At 70.8% G+C, this 15,386-nt stretch carries 16 protein-coding genes and 1 pseudogene; 6 read left to right on the top strand and 11 right to left on the bottom strand.

What is annotated here, in order from left to right; all coding sequences use genetic code 11:
• Positions 1-20 precede the first annotated feature (20 nt).
• Positions 21-1,187, bottom strand: coding sequence for a Rieske 2Fe-2S domain-containing protein (locus ACJX2R_RS00890; RefSeq protein WP_413098271.1), 1,167 nt, complete (start codon positions 1,185-1,187; stop codon positions 21-23).
• Positions 1,188-1,493: 306 nt separating this feature from the next.
• Here ACJX2R_RS00890 and ACJX2R_RS00895 point away from each other — a divergent pair, with 306 nt between their 5' ends.
• From ACJX2R_RS00895 to ACJX2R_RS00915, 5 genes and pseudogenes are all read left to right on the top strand, one after another.
• Complete coding sequence (locus tag ACJX2R_RS00895) at positions 1,494-2,678, top strand: acyl-CoA dehydrogenase family protein (RefSeq protein ID WP_413098272.1); 1,185 nt, start codon at positions 1,494-1,496, stop codon at positions 2,676-2,678.
• A gap of 59 nt (positions 2,679-2,737) precedes the next feature.
• Entirely contained in the window at positions 2,738-3,625 is an 888-nt protein-coding gene (locus tag ACJX2R_RS00900) for a VOC family protein (protein ID WP_413098273.1), read from the top strand.
• Between the two features lie 100 nt (positions 3,626-3,725).
• Positions 3,726-3,929 carry an FAD-binding protein gene (locus ACJX2R_RS00905; protein WP_413098274.1) on the top strand — a complete coding sequence of 68 codons (204 nt, stop codon included), beginning with the start codon at positions 3,726-3,728 and terminating at the stop codon, positions 3,927-3,929.
• Positions 3,930-3,958: 29 nt separating this feature from the next.
• Positions 3,959-4,378 (top strand): annotated as a pseudogene (locus ACJX2R_RS00910) (FAD-binding protein); the annotation flags it as partial.
• Between the two features lie 244 nt (positions 4,379-4,622).
• Complete coding sequence (locus tag ACJX2R_RS00915; protein ID WP_413098275.1) at positions 4,623-5,051, top strand: FAD-binding protein; 429 nt, start codon at positions 4,623-4,625, stop codon at positions 5,049-5,051.
• A gap of 25 nt (positions 5,052-5,076) precedes the next feature.
• On the opposite strand, the gene ACJX2R_RS00920 is transcribed toward ACJX2R_RS00915, so the two are convergent.
• From ACJX2R_RS00920 to ACJX2R_RS00965, 10 genes are all read right to left on the bottom strand, one after another.
• Entirely contained in the window at positions 5,077-5,688 is a 612-nt protein-coding gene (locus tag ACJX2R_RS00920; protein WP_413098276.1) for a TetR/AcrR family transcriptional regulator, read from the bottom strand.
• 82 nt (positions 5,689-5,770) lie between these two features.
• Positions 5,771-6,670 carry an alpha/beta fold hydrolase gene (locus tag ACJX2R_RS00925; protein WP_413098277.1) on the bottom strand — a complete coding sequence of 300 codons (900 nt, stop codon included), beginning with the start codon at positions 6,668-6,670 and terminating at the stop codon, positions 5,771-5,773.
• Between the two features lie 112 nt (positions 6,671-6,782).
• Positions 6,783-7,661 carry an IclR family transcriptional regulator gene (locus ACJX2R_RS00930; RefSeq protein WP_413098278.1) on the bottom strand — a complete coding sequence of 293 codons (879 nt, stop codon included), beginning with the start codon at positions 7,659-7,661 and terminating at the stop codon, positions 6,783-6,785.
• Positions 7,662-7,836: 175 nt separating this feature from the next.
• The gene (gene dmpG / locus ACJX2R_RS00935; RefSeq protein WP_413098279.1) at positions 7,837-8,874 is read right to left on the bottom strand and encodes a 4-hydroxy-2-oxovalerate aldolase; all 1,038 of its coding nucleotides are present in this window, start codon (positions 8,872-8,874) and stop codon (positions 7,837-7,839) included.
• The gene (locus ACJX2R_RS00940) at positions 8,871-9,821 is read right to left on the bottom strand and encodes an acetaldehyde dehydrogenase (acetylating) (protein ID WP_413098280.1); all 951 of its coding nucleotides are present in this window, start codon (positions 9,819-9,821) and stop codon (positions 8,871-8,873) included. The genes dmpG and ACJX2R_RS00940 overlap by 4 nt, the downstream gene beginning before the upstream one ends.
• A gap of 7 nt (positions 9,822-9,828) precedes the next feature.
• The gene (locus ACJX2R_RS00945) at positions 9,829-10,650 is read right to left on the bottom strand and encodes a 2-keto-4-pentenoate hydratase (RefSeq protein ID WP_413098281.1); all 822 of its coding nucleotides are present in this window, start codon (positions 10,648-10,650) and stop codon (positions 9,829-9,831) included.
• A 218-nt stretch (positions 10,651-10,868) separates the two neighbouring features.
• Positions 10,869-12,083, bottom strand: a complete 1,215-nt coding sequence (locus ACJX2R_RS00950; protein WP_413098282.1) for a cytochrome P450 — start codon at positions 12,081-12,083, stop codon at positions 10,869-10,871.
• Between the two features lie 120 nt (positions 12,084-12,203).
• Positions 12,204-12,422 carry a ferredoxin gene (locus tag ACJX2R_RS00955; RefSeq protein ID WP_413098283.1) on the bottom strand — a complete coding sequence of 73 codons (219 nt, stop codon included), beginning with the start codon at positions 12,420-12,422 and terminating at the stop codon, positions 12,204-12,206.
• A 65-nt stretch (positions 12,423-12,487) separates the two neighbouring features.
• Positions 12,488-13,384 (bottom strand): SDR family NAD(P)-dependent oxidoreductase, encoded by an 897-nt coding sequence (locus ACJX2R_RS00960; RefSeq protein ID WP_413098284.1) that lies wholly within the window; start codon positions 13,382-13,384, stop codon positions 12,488-12,490.
• A 58-nt stretch (positions 13,385-13,442) separates the two neighbouring features.
• The gene (locus ACJX2R_RS00965) at positions 13,443-14,339 is read right to left on the bottom strand and encodes an SMP-30/gluconolactonase/LRE family protein (RefSeq protein WP_413098285.1); all 897 of its coding nucleotides are present in this window, start codon (positions 14,337-14,339) and stop codon (positions 13,443-13,445) included.
• Between the two features lie 357 nt (positions 14,340-14,696).
• Between ACJX2R_RS00965 and ACJX2R_RS00970 the strand changes: the two genes are divergently transcribed.
• Positions 14,697-15,188 (top strand): MarR family winged helix-turn-helix transcriptional regulator, encoded by a 492-nt coding sequence (locus ACJX2R_RS00970; protein ID WP_413098286.1) that lies wholly within the window; start codon positions 14,697-14,699, stop codon positions 15,186-15,188.
• Positions 15,189-15,386 lie beyond the last annotated feature (198 nt).

Here is a 15,386-nt window from a genome sequence, read left to right on the forward strand (position 1 = left end):
CGGGGCCCGCTCGCTCACGCTCACGCGGGTCGGAGCGGCACGCCGCCCTGGCGCTTGAGGTTGTCCTCGACCTCACGGGTCCAGAACTCCACGGCGCGGTCCGTGTCCAGCTCGAACTCGAAGCGGTTGGTCATCTCCGGGGTGACGTCCTCGACATCGACGTAGAACTGCTCGTACCAGCGCCTGAGTTGATAGACGGGACCGTCTTCCTCGCACAGCAGCGGGTTGTCGATCCTGGTCTTGTTCCGCCAGATCTCGACGTCCTGGAGGAAGCCGGCCTCGACGCCCTTGGCGGTGGCCGCGGCGATCTGCTGGGCCGCCTCGTCCGACTGGCCCGGCTGCTTCTTGACGATGCAGCCCCATTGGAGGACGAAGCCGGTCGGGCTCACCGGGTAGTGGCAATTGATCAGGACGGTCTCGGTGTCGATGAGCCCATTGGAGCCGTACAGCCAGTCGATCATGTACGAGGGTCCGAAGTACGTCGCCTCGGACCGGCTCGTGCGCTTCTGCTCGCCCTCGGCCGTGGAGTAGTTCGTGCCGAAGCTGACGTCGTCACGGGCGGTGGAACGCATGTACTGGGTCGCGAGGTGGCCCTCGAAGACGTTCTTGAAGTACACGGGGAAGGAGTAGTGCACGTAGAAGAAGTGGGCCATGTCGACCACGTTGTCCACGATCTCGCGGCAGTGGGAGCCCTCGATCAGGAGCGAGTTCCACGTCCAGTCCGACCATTCGTCACAGAAGGCGGCGTCGATCCGCGGGATCTCCAGTTCGGGCGGCGGCGGGTTGCCCTGGGGGTCGTGGTAGACGAACAGCTGCCGGTTCTGCTCCAGGACCGGCCAGGCCTTCGTCCGCGCTCGCGGGGGTACGCGCCGCGAGTACGGGATGCTCGCGCAGCGACCGTTGCCGGACCAGCGCCAGTCGTGGAAGGGGCAGGCGACCTCGTCGCCCTTCACGGTGCCCTGGGTCAGGTCGCCGCCCATGTGCGGGCAGTAGCCGTCGAGGACCTTCAGTTCGCCGGTGCTGTCGGCGAAGACCACGAGTTTGGTGCCGAACGCCTGGACGGCGTGCGGCTTGCCGTCCCGGAACGTGTCGGCGAGGCCCAGGCAGTGCCAGCCCCGCGCGTACCGGGTAGGGGGCGCTCCGGCCTCGATGACACGGACACCGTCGTCCGACTCGACTGTTGCCATCGCTCCTCCATGTGTGCGTGGCAGTGGCTCTTCACTCGGTGGCGACGTCGCGGCCCGTCGGCTCCCGGGCGTCGCTCCCGGCCGTCATCGTGCGAACCGGACGGCTGCGCCGGGAAAGCGGGCTCCCGCTGACCGGGACGGATGGACCGCGAGCCGTCGTGGACCGCGTGCGGCCGCCTCACACGGCCGACGGTCCCGGTCACCGGGAGCACCCGTGCGCGGTCCGGGTCGGCCCCGCCTAGCGTCGGGCCGACCGGGGCGACGGCACCGCGAGGGCCGGTTCGCGGCGAGGATCGGAGGTTGTGGATGGCGCACGAAGTGGTCCGCCGGGTCGAAGAGGTCTCGACGCTCCTTGCGGCGACGGCCGAGGAGACGGAGGGCCTGGGCAGGCTCTCGGACGAGAGCGTCAAACTCATCCGTCAGGCGGGGGTCATGCGGCTGTTGCAGCCGACGGACTTCGGCGGTTACGCGGCCCACCCGCGGGACTTCGCCGAAGCCGTCATGGCAGTGGCCCGGCACTGCGGGTCCACCGGCTGGGTGTGCGGCGTCGGCGGCGTGCACCCGTGGGAGATGGCGTTGATGGACCGCAGGCTACAGACCGAGGTGTGGGGCAGCGACCCCGACACCTGGATCGCCTCGCCGTACGCGCCCCAGGGCATCGCCACGCCGGTCGACGGCGGCTACACCTTGAAGGGGCGCTGGAACTTCTCCTCCGGCACCGACCACTGTGACTGGATCTTCCTCGGTGCGCTGGTCGGCGGCCCCGACGGCAGGCCGCAACAGCCGGTGAGGGGGCTGCACGTCGTGCTGCCCCGCTCCGACTACACAATCGTGCCGGACTCCTGGGACGTGATCGGCCTGAGCGGAACCGGCAGCAAGGACGTCGTCGTGGACGGAGCCTTCGTCCCCGCCTACCGCACCATCGACGGCGCGGAGGTCGCCGAGGGCGAGAAGGCGGCGGAACGCGCGGGCCGCTCGGACACCGTGTACCGGCTGCCGTTCTGGGCGATGTTCCCGCTCGGCATCACCGCGGCCGTGGTCGGCATCGCCGAGGGCGCGCTCGCCGCCCATCTCGACTACCAGCGCGAGCGCGTCACGGCCATGGGCGCGAGGATCAAGGACGACCCGTACGTCATGTCCGCCATCTCGGAGGCGGCCGCCGAGATCGGCGCCTCGCGCATCCAGCTCCTCGACGGCATCAGCCGGCTGTACGACAAGGCCGACGCCGGGGGGCCGATCACCTTCGATGACCGGGCAGTCATACGGCGCAACCAGACCCGGTGCGCCTGGCGCGCGGTGGCCGCCGTCGACGAGATCTTCGCCCGCTCCGGCGGGAACGCGGTGCGCCGGCACAACGTGATGCAGCGCTTCTGGCGCGATGCCCACGTCGGCCTCCAGCACGCCATCCACACCCCCGGCTCGATCTACCACGCCTCCGCGCTCACCTCCATGGGCATCGAGCCCGAGGGACCGCTGCGCGCCCTGATCTGACCTGGGGCGCCCCCTACAGACCGACCGACGTGCACAGAACAGGAACAGAGGGGAACACCATGGGCGACATCAGCTCGCTGGGCTACGTCAGGGTCCTGGCCGCCGACATGACGGCCTGGCGCGCCTTCGCCTTCGAGACGGCCGGCTTCGCCGAGGGCAGCGGCCCGGAGCCGGGGGCGCTGTACCTGCGCATGGACGAGCGCAACGGCCGGATCGTGATCCGGCCCGGCGAGGAGGACCGGGTCGAGGCGGTCGGCTGGGAGGTACGCGACCATCTGGCGCTCGGCCGAGTGCGGCGGGCCGTCGAGGCGGCGGGTATCGCGACCAAGCCGCTGGCGCAGGAGGACTGCGACCTGCGCCGGGTGGAGGCGGCCTTCGCGTTCGAGGCACCGGGCGGTACGCCGGTCGAGATCTTCCACGGCCCCGCTCTGGACCACAGCCCGCTCGCCACGCCTTACGGCAACCGCTTCGTCACCGGCAAGCTGGGCGCGGGCCACGTCGTGGTCCCCGTAGGCGACCTGGACGGCGCCTTCGGCTTCTACACCGAGACGCTCGGCTTCCTGCCACGCGGCGCGTTCCGGCTGCCCGCCCCGCCCGAATCCGGCCCGGTCCGGCTGCGCTTCCTCGGTGTGGGCGCCCGCCACCACAGCCTCGCCCTGCTGCCCTCGCCGGAGCTCAAGGCGCCCGCGCTGGTGCACATCATGGTCGAGTGCGAGACCCTCGACGAGGTCGGACGCGCCCTGGACCGGGTCCTCAAGGCGGGTTACCACCTGTCGTCCACGCTGGGCCGGCACACGAACGACAAGATGATCTCCTTCTACGTACGCACGCCCGGCGGCTGGGACCTGGAGATCGGCTGCGAGGGACTGCTGGTCGACGAGACCGCGTACACCGCCGAGGAGATCACCGCCGACAGCTACTGGGGGCACAGCTGGGACTTCAGCTGACCCGAGGACGCGGTTCCGTTGACCGGGATTGCGCCTCGCCCGAACGGCCGGAACCGCCGAGGCCCGAGCGGCAACAGGCTCACACTCATTCGGAGGTTCCATGTCCGCCACGCCTTCCGCTCCCGGCCCCGGCCCGAAGGAACCGGACACCACCCCCTGGGACGAGGTGGTGGACATCCTCGTGGCCGGCAGCGGCGCGGCCGGCATGGTCGGTGCCATCACCGCGCACGACGCCGGACTGTCCTCGCTCGTCGTGGAGAAGGCTGCTGTGTTCGGCGGTTCGACCGCGCCGGGCCCGAGGTGATGGAGATGCCGCACCGCGTGAGCCGGCACATGGAGTTCAGTTGGTGTCCCGGCTACTCGGACTACCACCCCGAGGAGCCCGGCGGACGACCGCTGGGCCGCACCATCGAGCCCCGGCCCATCGACGCCCGGCTGCTCGGCGAGGACGAACAGTATCTGAAGGGCATGGACGTACCCACGCCGATGGGCCTGTGGCTCACCGGGTACGAGGCACGGGTGCTGATGATGCTGCGGCGCGACCCGAAGTCCTGGCGGATGCTCCCCCTCGCGGGCTGGCGCGTGGTGTCCAACCTCTTCCGCCGCCGCATGAAGACACTCGGCGCGGCACTGATCGCCCGTCTGCGCCTGACCATGAAGGACCTCGGCATCCCCCTGTGGCTGCGGGCACCGGTGACACGTCTCGTCGTCGAGGACGGGCGGGTGACCGGCGCCGTCATCGAGCGCGACGGCCGCGCACTTCGCGTGTGGGCCCGGCACGGCGTACTGCTCGCCACGGGGGCTTCGACCACGACACGGCCATGCGCGAGGCCCACCTGCCCTCGCACGGCCGACCCGACCACAGCATGGGCGCGCCCTCGAACACGGGAGACGGCCACCGCCTGGGCGAACAGGTGGGGGCCGCCCGAAGGAGTGGTACGACTCCGGCCTGGTCATCAAGGCGGGGACGCTGACCGGGCTCGCCCGGGCGATCGGCGTGCCCGCGGACACGCTGAAGCAGACCGTGGAGCGCTTCAACACGTCCGCCCGCGAGGGCAAGGACCGGGACTTCGGGCGCGGCGGCAGCGCGTACGACCACTACTACGGCGATCCCACACTGCCCAACCCGGTGCTCGACACCATCGACGGCGGGCCGTACTACGCGGTCCGTCTGGAGGCGGGAGACCTCGGAACCAAGGGAGGGCTAGTCACCGACGCCGCCGGACGGGTACTGCGCCCGGACGGCGGGGTGGTCGAGGACCTGTACGCGTCCGGTAACGTGTCCGCCTCCGTCATGGGGAACGACTACGCGGGCGCGGGCGCCACGATCGGCCCCGCGATGGTGTTCGCCCATCTCGCTGTCCGGGATGTGGCCGAGCACGCGCTCCGGACGGCACCGGTGAACGGGCAGGCTCCTGCCTCCTAGGATCTGGTCCCCTGCCGCCCCGTGCTCACCCCGCCGGCGTGTCCCGCGCCAACAGCAGCCGCGCGGCCAGCGCGATCTGATACCGCGCCTCGGCGGCAGAGGTCCGCCCGCTCAGGTTGGAGAAGAGCACGCCCCACCAGCCGTACACGAGCATCCGGACGGCCGTGACCCGCTCTTGCCCCGGATCGTCCTCGCCGAGCGTGCGCAGGATCGCGCGGTACAAGTGGGACTCGGCCACCGGCGCCTGCGGCTGCGACGGGTCGGCGTAGTCGGCCGCGGCCGCCCGGACCATCGACCCGCACAGCAGCGGCTGCTCCATGAGACGGCGGGTCAGGGCCACCAGCCGCTCTCCCACGATCTCGACGGCGTCCCCGTCCTCGGCCGGCCACTCCTCCTTGACGAAGAGCTCGACGCGCGCCACGTACACGGCGGCGAAGAGCTGCACCTTGGACGGGAAGTATCGGTAGAGCGTAGTGAGCGACACGTCGGCCGCCTTGGCGACCTCCTGCATCTGCACGTGTTCGTACGCGGTCCGGGCCCCCAGCTCGGCCGCCACCTCCAGAATGCGGTCCCAGCGTGCGACCTGGCGTTGTGAAGAGGGTGACGCGGGCTTGCGCGCCTCGGTGAGTCGTGGCACCGGTCCGCTCTCCCAACCTTCTGTGATCCGTTCCCTCCAGGATAAGGGCGGCCCGGCCCACATCCGGTGGTGTTCCACGCAGTCAGGAGTCCTCACCCGGCCGAGTGAGGAAGGCCAGCACGGCGCTCTCCCAGGCCTCCTTCTGCTCGATCATCACCCAGTGCCCGCATTCGGGGAGCACGTGCAGCTCCGCCTTGGGCATGGTGCGCATGGGCAGCAGCGCCATGTCCAGGGGACTGACCCGGTCGTCGCGCCCCCAGGTGATGAGGGTCGGTGCGGTGATCCGGTGCAGCAGCGCCCAGTACGGCGGCTGCTCACCGGCCTGGGCCGCCGCCATGCTCGCGGCCAGCGCCTTGCGTCCGTACATCCGGCGGGCGGCTGCCAGCGTCTCCGCGTCGGTGGCCTGGGCCCAGCGTTCCGCCACCATCTCGTCCGTGACGATCACGGGGTCGTACACCATCGCGTGCATCCATCGCACCAGGGCTTCGCGGGTCGGGTTCTCCGTGAAATCCATGAGCAGGTTGATGCCCTCGCCGGGGGCCGGGCTGAGCAGGCTGTGCCCCAGGCCCCCCACCGTCACGATGCGCCGGAACAGTCCGGGTCGGAGGATCGCCAGATTCGCCGCGACGATGCCGCCCATCGAGTTGCCCACCACGTCCACCCGGTCCAGGCCCAGCCCGGCCAGGAAGCCCAGGACGGCCTTCGGCGCGACCGCCATCGGGTGCTCCTCGGTCGGGTCGCTGACTCCGAAACCCGGGAACTCCAGGACGAGGCAGCGGAAGTGGCGGGCGAACGCGGCGAGGTTGCCTCCGTAGTTGCGCCAGCCGGTCACCCCGGGACCCGAGCCGTGGAGCAGCAGCAGAGGCGGCCCGTCGCCGACCTCGTGGTAGCGCAGTACGCCCTGGTCCGTCGACAGTTCGCGCAGTGTCTCGGTGTAGCCGGGCAGCTCGGCCGCCTCGGCCCCCTGGAACGACTCGGTCATGGTCCTCGCCACCTCTGTCTCGGGAACACGGTCGCACCGGAAACTAACGACGGTCACGGGAGCCCGCCTCGGCACATCCCGGACAGCGGGACCTGGGAGCAGCCGGTACGGACTACTCGCGTCCGTCGGCGCGTGCCGATGCCATCGCCGGCGCCCTGCGCTCCGCCACCTGGATCCGCCCAGGTGCCGCGTCGATCCCCAACCGCCATGATCTGGAGGCGAGTTCGTCCATGACGCCGCGGGCGGCACTGAGCGCGAGGGGCGCCAGCCGCTCCAAGGGCGCGCGCATCTCCCCCACCAGGGAGAGCGCGCCGATGGGGCCGGACGGCCCGCGCAGGGCGATGCCGATACAGCCGATGCCCCCGAAGCACTCGCCCCGCTCATAGGCCAGTCCATGACGGGCCCGGATCCGGCCGAGCTCCTCGTGGAGCTGCATACGCCCGGCGATGCTGCGCACCGTGCGCGAAGGGATGCCGGTCGCATAGCCTTCGTCGACGCGCTCGGGCTCGAGCCAGGCGAGCATGGCCTTGCCCAGGGCGGTGCAATGAGCCGGCGCACGCCCGCCGACGCGTGAAGGGACGTCCACAGCGGACCTGCCGCCCACTTTGTCGAGGTAGTAGACCTCGGTCTCCTCCAGCACCGCGAGGTGCACCACCAGTCCGGTACGGATGGCCAGTTCGTGCAGCGTCGGGGCCGCGGCGGCGCGTAGCGTGGCGTGGCTTGCCTCCCTGCCACCGAGCCCGAGGGCACGCCGTCCGAGCCGGTAGCCCGCCGTCATGTGCTCGAGCCAGCGCATGCCCACCAGTTGGTCGAGGATCCGGTGCGCCGTGGAACGCGGCAGACCGGTGCGGTCCGAGATCTCCTCCAGGGTCAGCCGTATCTGCGGATACTCGAAGAGATCCATGATCAACGTGATCCGCTCGACCATCGACGGGGGCGGCGCCTCCCGCTGAGGCGTGGACCCGGCAATCCGACTCAGCTCTGAGTTCATGCCAGTACCTCTCGGCGAAACCAGAATGAAATCCAGTTTTCACGCTAGCAGCGAGCTCAGCGGCTGAAAAGGTTCCGGTGAGCAGGAAGTCGGTGAACTCACGCGCAAGCGGCGCGGGGCGGGAAGGCGCCCCGTAGAGCCCTTCCCGCCCCGCGCTCGGCAGGCCGCGGCCTGTTCACCCCACGCGCTGCGCCCCGGCGAGGTCCAGGGCGATGTCCACGATCATGTCCTCCTGGCCGCCCACCAGCCCGCGCCGCCCGACCTCCAGGAGGATCGTGCGGGCATCGAGCCCGTAGCGTGCGGCCGCGGATTCGGCGTGGCGCAGGAAACTGGAGTAGGCGCCCGCGTACCCGAGCGTGAGTGTTTCCCGGTCGACGCGCACGGGCCGGTCCTGCAACGGCCGTACGAGGTCGTCGGCGGCGTCCTGTAGGGCGAACAGGTCGCAGTCATGCTTCCAGCCGTAGAGGCTCGCCACCGCGACGAACGGCTCGATCGGACAGTTCCCCGCCCCGGCCCCCTGCCCGGCGAGGGAGGCATCCACGCGGATCGCTCCCTCCTCCACCGCCACCACGGAGTTGGCGACCGACAGGGAGAGGTTCTCGTGGGCGTGGATGCCGATCTGGGTCGTCTCGTCCAGTACGTCGCGGTAGGCGCGGATCCGGTCGCGGACGCCCCGCATGGTGAGGCGTCCGCCGGAGTCCGTGACGTACACGCAGTGGGCGCCGTAGGACTCCATCAGGGCAGCCTGGCGGGCCAGTTCGGCCGGAAGCGCCATATGGGCCATCATCAGGAATCCGGAGACGTCCATGCCCAGTTCGCGTGCCGTGGCGATGTGCTGGGCCGCGACGTCCGCCTCGGTGCAGTGGGTGGCCACCCGCACCGAGCGCACGCCGAGGGCGTAGGCCTGTTCGAGTTCGGCGATCGTGCCGATGCCGGGCAGCAGCAGGGAGGTGAGGACCGCGTTCTCGACGGCGCCCGCCGCGGCCTCGATCCACTCCCAGTCGCTGTGGCTGCCGGGGCCGTAGTTGAGGCTGCCGCCGGCCAGTCCGTCGCCGTGGGCCACTTCGATGGCGTCCACGCCGGCGGCGTCGAGGGCACGCACGATGCGGGTGACGTCGGCGGGCTGGATCCGGTGCCGGATGGCGTGCATGCCGTCCCGCAGGGTGACGTCCTGAACGTAGAGGCGGGGCGCGGGCTCGGTGGCGTCGGTCATCGGGTCACCTCGGTGAGGACACGCTCGGCGACGCGCTCGCCGACGCGGAGGGCGGCGGAGGTCATGATGTCGAGGTTGCCGGCGTAGGCGGGCAGGTAGTGGGCCGCGCCCTCGACCTCCAGGAAGACGGTGACCTTGGTGGTGACCTCGGGCGCGCCAGGCGGCAGCAGGGTGTGCACGGGCTCGCCCGGCGGCACCGGGGTGAACTGGACCTCCTGCTTGAGCCGGTAGCCGGGCACGTACTCGGCGACGGCCGCCACCATGGCGGTGACGGAGCCGGCGACCGCCTGCTCGTCCACATCACCGGTCAGGCAGTAGACGGTGTCCCGCATGATCAGGGGTGGTTCTGCGGGGTTGAGGACGATGACCGCCTTGCCGCGCAGGGCGCCCCCGACGGAGGCGATGGCGGCGGAGGTGGTCTCGGTGAACTCGTCGATGTTGGCGCGGGTGCCCGGTCCCGCCGAGCGGGAGGCGATCGACGCGACGATCTCCGCGTAGGCGACCGGGGTGATCCGGCTGATGGCATGCACGATGGGAATGGTGGCCTGGCCCCCGCAGGTCACCATGTTGAGGTTCGTCGCGGACCTCTCCAGGTGTTCGTCCAGGTTGACCGGCGGCACCACGTACGGGCCGAGGGCGGACGGGGTGAGGTCCACCAGAACCTTGCCGTGGGGTGCGAGCCGCTTGGCGTTCTCGACGTGGGCCTTGGCGGAGGTGGCGTCGAAAACGATGCCGATGTCCTCGAACCCCTCCATCGTGATCAGGCCGTCCACCCCCTCGGCGGTCGTGGGCACCTTGAGCCGGGCGGCACGGGCGAGCCCGTCCGAGGCGGGATCGATCCCCACCGTGGCGGCCATCTCCAGGCGGTCGGAGAGCCGCATCACTTTGATCATCAGGTCGGTGCCGATGTTCCCCGAACCGATGACGGCGACCTTGGTCTTCTTCACCTCGACCTCACTGAGTGCTGGTGAACGTGGCTGACACGGAACCGAGCGCGGAGATCTCGGCGTGCACGACGGCTCCCGGGCCGACCGGCACCAGAGGGCCGAGCGCCCCCGAGAGCACGACCTGCCCGGCGCGCAGCGGATCCCCGAACTCGCGCGCGGTGCGCGCGAGCCAGAGCAGGGCTTCGAGCGGGTCGCCCAGACAGGCAGCCCCGTCGCCCGTCGAGGCCTCGTGGCCGTCGAGGGTCATCGCCATGGAGACCTCGCGCGGCTCGAAGCGGTCCAGCGGGACCCGCTCGGGGCCCAGGACGAAGAGGCCGGACGAGGCGTTGTCGGCGACCGTGTCCGTGATGGCGATGTCCCATCCGGCGATCCGGCTGTCGACGATCTCCAGGGCCGCGCGGGCGTGGTCGACCGCCCCACGCACCTGGCCCAGGTCCAGGCCCGCCATGTCCAGGTCCGCGCCGAGGACGAAGGCGATCTCGGCCTCGACCCGGGGCTGGAGCAGCCGCTCGCTGGGCACGGCGGCGGCCCGGTCCGACACGTCCATGTCGTCGAAGAGCATCCCGAAGTCCGGCCGGTCCACGCCCACTTGGCGCTGCACCGCCGCCGAGGTCAGGCCGATCTTACGGCCGGCCACCCGTGCGCCGCGGGCCAGCCTGTCCTGGGCGAGGCGCTGCTGCGCCGCGTACGCGGCGGCGATGTCCGTCGGCCCGAGGAGGTCCCGGACGGGGGCGCAGGGGCGGCGCTCCGCCTCGGCGCGGGCCAGCCGCGCGGACACCGCGGACACCGCGGCCCGGTCCGCCACGGCCACTTGCACACGTTCTGCCATCCGGCTCCTCTTCCTCCCAGCTCGGCGTCGGCCCTCGGGTCGGGACGTCCTGCTCCGCGCGGCCCAGACTGATCGCCGCCGCCGTGGCGGGCCATGCGAGGTTTCGCTCAGTGGGACCGGGCACGGAGCAGGACGCACGAGCCGCAGCTCAGCTCACGCCGTCGGCCGGGAGCCGACAACCGCCACGCGCCGGGGCAGGACATTCGGCGACAGCGCGCTCACCAGGCCACGGGCAGGCTGCTGGTGCCGCCGGTCAGGGTCTCCGTGATGTCGACGGCCGCGCCCGTCAGCCGCAGGGTGGGCAGGCGGCGGAAGACGGTGGACAGGGCCACCTGGAGCTCCATCCTGGCCAGGGGTGCGCCCAGGCAGTGGTGCAGGCCGTGGCTGAGCGTCAGGTGCGGGTTGGGCTTGCGTGTGATGTCGAAGGCGTGCGGGGTCTCGAAGACGTTCTCGTCGTGGTTGGCCGCCGAGATGTCGACGAGCACGCACTCGCCCTCGCGGATCAGCTGTCCGTCGATCTCGACGTCCTCGCTCGCCATATGCGGGGGCAGGCCCGCCCCGCCGGCGACCGGCTGCCCCTGCACGAAGCCACCGTGGCGGAGAGTCTCCTCGACCAGGGTGGGGGTGATCGTGTCGATGTCCGTCAGGAGCAGCTTGAGGTGCTCGGGGTTGTGCAGCATCGACGTGACGCCGAGGGTGATGAAGTTGGCGGTGTTGTCGAAGCCTCCCACCAGGATGAGCATCGCGATGGGGAGGATCTCCTCGTCCGTGAGCGAGTCGTCCTTCTGCTCGGCCGCGGCCAACGTGCTCAGCAGATCCTCCTGCGGCTCGGCGCGGCGCTGTGCGATCAGGGCCGCGAGGTAGCCGTACAGTTCGGCACTGCTCTGAGTGATCTGCTCCTCCGTCATCCCGGAGACCGCCAGCAGGGCATGCGACCAGGTGATGAACTTGTCCCGGTCGTCCTCGGGAACGCCGATCAGCTCGCACAGGACCCGGATCGGGAAAGGAATGGCGAACTCCTTCGCGAAGTCACCCTCGCCGCGCCCGTCGGCGGTCATCCGGTCGAGCAGTGAGTCAGCCATCTCCTGTGCCCGCAGGCGGAGTTGCTTGACCCGGCGGGCGGTGAACGCGCGGGCCACCAGGCGGCGCAGCCGGGTGTGCTCGGGCGGATCGGCCCACTGAAACGTCTGCAACAGGAAGGGCGGGAACTGAACGAAGTAGGGCACTTCGCGCTCGCGGAAGGGCCGGCGGACGAAGCGGCGGTCCTCCAGCATCCGTTTGGCCGCGGCGTGCCGGTGGATCACCCACACGTCGCCGCCGTACGGCATGGTCATCTTGGTCATCGGCCGGTCCGCGCGCACCTTGCGGAAGGCTTCCAGCGCCTCCTCCGGCGGCAGGGGCGGGAACGGGAACGGCGGGGTCTCACTGGTCATCGGGCGTCTCCTCCGACGGATGCCGATACGGATCACGGGTATGGACGGGTATGCGGGGAGCGAGTGGCGAGGCTCTACGGGCATCCCGTCAGACGGCTCGGCGGCCCCGGCAGAGGGGGCTCATTCGACGAACTCGCCGTTCTCGTCATGGACGAGGACGGCCGCCGCGGGGCACAGGGCGACCACGTCCCGCAGTTCCTCCGCGGGCTCCACGCGACCGGCGAGGGGACGGGACGTGCCGTTCTCGACGACGAAGTGCGCGGGGGCGATGGACACGCAGACGCCGGAGCCGAGACAGGCCGCGCCGTCCACCTCCACGGTCCATGTCTCGTCGGCCATGGGGCTTCCGGCTTCCTTCCTGATGCGGGGGTGGCGGGGTTGTGGACGTACGGAATCGGCGGCCGTCAGGAATCCGGCTGGGGCGGCATCAGCTCGGCGGGACGGGCGCCGTCGGGGCTGAGAATCTCGTCGATCCGCTCGGCGACCGTCTCGGGGGTGAGGCCCGGGTCGGTGATGCCCGTGGTGTTGACCATGACCATGCGGTTCACTTGGCCGCCCGCGACGTTGAAGACCTCTCCGTTGACCGCGCAGGTCTCGTGGGCCAGGTACGCCGCGACCGGCGAAACCAGCTCGGGGGGCATGCTGGTCATCATGTACTCGAGCATCCCGGGCGGCAGGGTGTCGCCGGTGAGCTCGGCCATACGGGTCCCGGCCCCGGGAGCCACCGCGTTCACCTTGATGCCGGCTGCCTGGCCGACGACAGCGAGATTGCGGGTCAGGCCATAGACGGCGCCCTTGGCGGAGCCGTAGTGGACCATGTCGGGCACGCCCAGCAGGGAGGCCGACACGGTGTTGACGATGCGTCCGTGGCCGGAGGCCGCCAGGTGCGGCCAGGCGGCGCGGGTGACCAGGAGGCTCCCGAGGTAGTGAACGTCCAGGTAGCGCCGGTACGTCTCGGGCGTGGCCTCGTCGAAGGGGATCGGCCGGAAGATGCCGGCGTTGTTGATCACGGCGTCCAGCCGGCCGAAGGAGTCCACGGCAGCCTGGACGATCGCGGCGGCGCCCTCCTCGGTGGCGACCGACTCGGCCGAGGCCACGGCGGTGCCACCGGCCTCGGCGATCTCCTTGACGACCTCCTCCGCCGGTCCCGCCGAGGGGTTCTCTCCGTCGGTGTCGCCACCGGGGTCGCAGACGACCACCGCGGCACCCCGTGCGGCCAGCAGCTTGGCGTGCGCGCGGCCTATACCGCGCCCGGCGCCGGTGACGATGACCGCGCGTCCGGTGAAGTCGAGTCGTGCCATGGCGTACCTCGTCGCTCTCGTCGTTGAGTCGGGGTGGGGGCGGCACTCCGGTTGACGTTCAGGGCCGCGTGGTGCCGCCGGGCACGTCGACGTGGGCGGTCCAGATCGAACCGCGGCCCTCGGCACGGGACTTCTCACGGTCGAAGACCTCGACCCCACAGGCGATGAACAGGGTCCTGCGGTCCGAGCCGCCGAGCGCGCACGCGACGCCCATGCCCGCCTGTTCCGCGGGCAGTTTGACGGAGGCCATGACCGGGCCGCTCTCGACGACCCTCAGTACCCCGCTGATGGGGGACGCACCCCAGACCGCGCCCTCGGCGTCGACGCACATCCCGTCCATCATGATCTGGTCGTCGAAGAAGGTTCGGCGGGCTCCGAGCGAACCGTCGCCCTTGATCTCCAGAGCGGTCAGGCGCATACCGTCGACTTCGGCGGTGATCAAGGTTCGGCCGTCCGCCGTGATGCCCATGCCGTTGGCCCCGTCGAAGAGGCCGCCCTCCTCGGCGACACGCGGGGTACCGTCCGGCTCCACGACCAGCAGCGGGGCCTTGGCCGGGGTCTCTCCGGCGAAGAGGTTGTAACCGAGCTGGCTGATGTAGGCGCGACCGTGGGCGTCCACCACCATGTCGTTGATGGGGCTCGCGGCCAGGTCCCGCAGGTCGGCGTACACCTCGGTGGTGCTGCCGTCGTGCACCAGGACGACCTGCTCCCACATGGAGTTGACAAGCAGGCGGCCGTCCGGCAGGAAGCCGGCACCGGCGCAGACGACCTCCTCGTCGACCAGGCTCCTGCGGCCGTTCAGGTCGAGGAAGGTGTCGGCCTGCCCGTCCTCGGTGACGGTCACGACACGGTGGTTGTACATGTCTGAGAAGTAGAAGCGCCCGTCGTGCCAGCGAGGACATTCGGTCCAGCTGTAGCCGGTGATCAGCCGCTGGGCCTCGTATGTGACGGTCATGCGTACCTCCATGGGATGAGGACGGGTTGCGGGTCGTGCGCGGGTGGCGCAGCCGCCTGCTCGACGCAGCGCGCATGACGTTCACGAAGGGGTGGTGCCTGGTTCCGCGGTGGGTGCCCGCGCCGCCGCACACGGGCCTCCGCCCCCAGACGCGGCTGCGGGAGACCGGGGCCATTTGCTGTCCAGAGGACATTAAAACTGACGCGCACCCACGGCAAGAGGGGCGTCACGACGAGATGGCACAACTCTCTCTCCGGGTCCGCTGTACCTTCGCGCGACCGGGTGGGATCATGTCCGGACGACAGCTCTACTGGACGACGACCACCACCGGACGGCAGAGGAAGGACACGGGGAGACATGGCACGGGCGACCACCCGCAAGATCACGGGCGCAACGGACGCCGCGGAACTGACGTCGATCCACGACTCCTTCTCCAGCATCCTGACCCGGTGGTCCGCGGCCAGCATCCAGGACGTGATCCTCGTCCGCGCCCGGGCGGACATCGACCCTGCGGCGATGACCGTCCTCAACGTCCTGGTGCGCTCCGGCGGTTCGGCCCGTCCGTCCTACGTCGCCCGGCAGACCGGGACGGGCGCCTCGAACGTCAGCAAGGTCCTGGCGAGGATGGAGGCCCAGGGCCTGGTCGTGCGGGCGACGGACCCGGCGGACCAGCGGGCCACCAGCATCACGGTGACACCGGCCGGGCAGCGTGTCCACCACGCCATCGTGGACACGTCGAACGCCATGCTGGCCGAGATCTTGCACGACTGGTCCAGCGCGGACGTCAAGCAGTTCAGTACCCTGCTGGCCCGCTACGCCGGGACCCTACAGGACGCGGTCTTTCGCTGACCGTTCACATCCCGCGGCGCTCCACCGAGCGCAGGGCGGGGCGCGCCCGACGAGGGACGTTCCGCCCCCGGAGCACCAGGCACCCCGTCCAGCGAGCAGGCGGCCCGCGCGCCACGACGGCCCGCGTTCAGCCGTTGGCCGCAGTGGTGGTGAGGGTGATGGTCGTGCGGCCGCTGCGGGTGCCGGTGAATGTTCCAC

Source organism: Streptomyces sp. Inha503, from assembly GCF_047215865.1.
In the GTDB taxonomy this organism is placed as follows: Bacteria; Actinomycetota; Actinomycetes; order Streptomycetales; family Streptomycetaceae; genus Streptomyces; species Streptomyces lycopersici.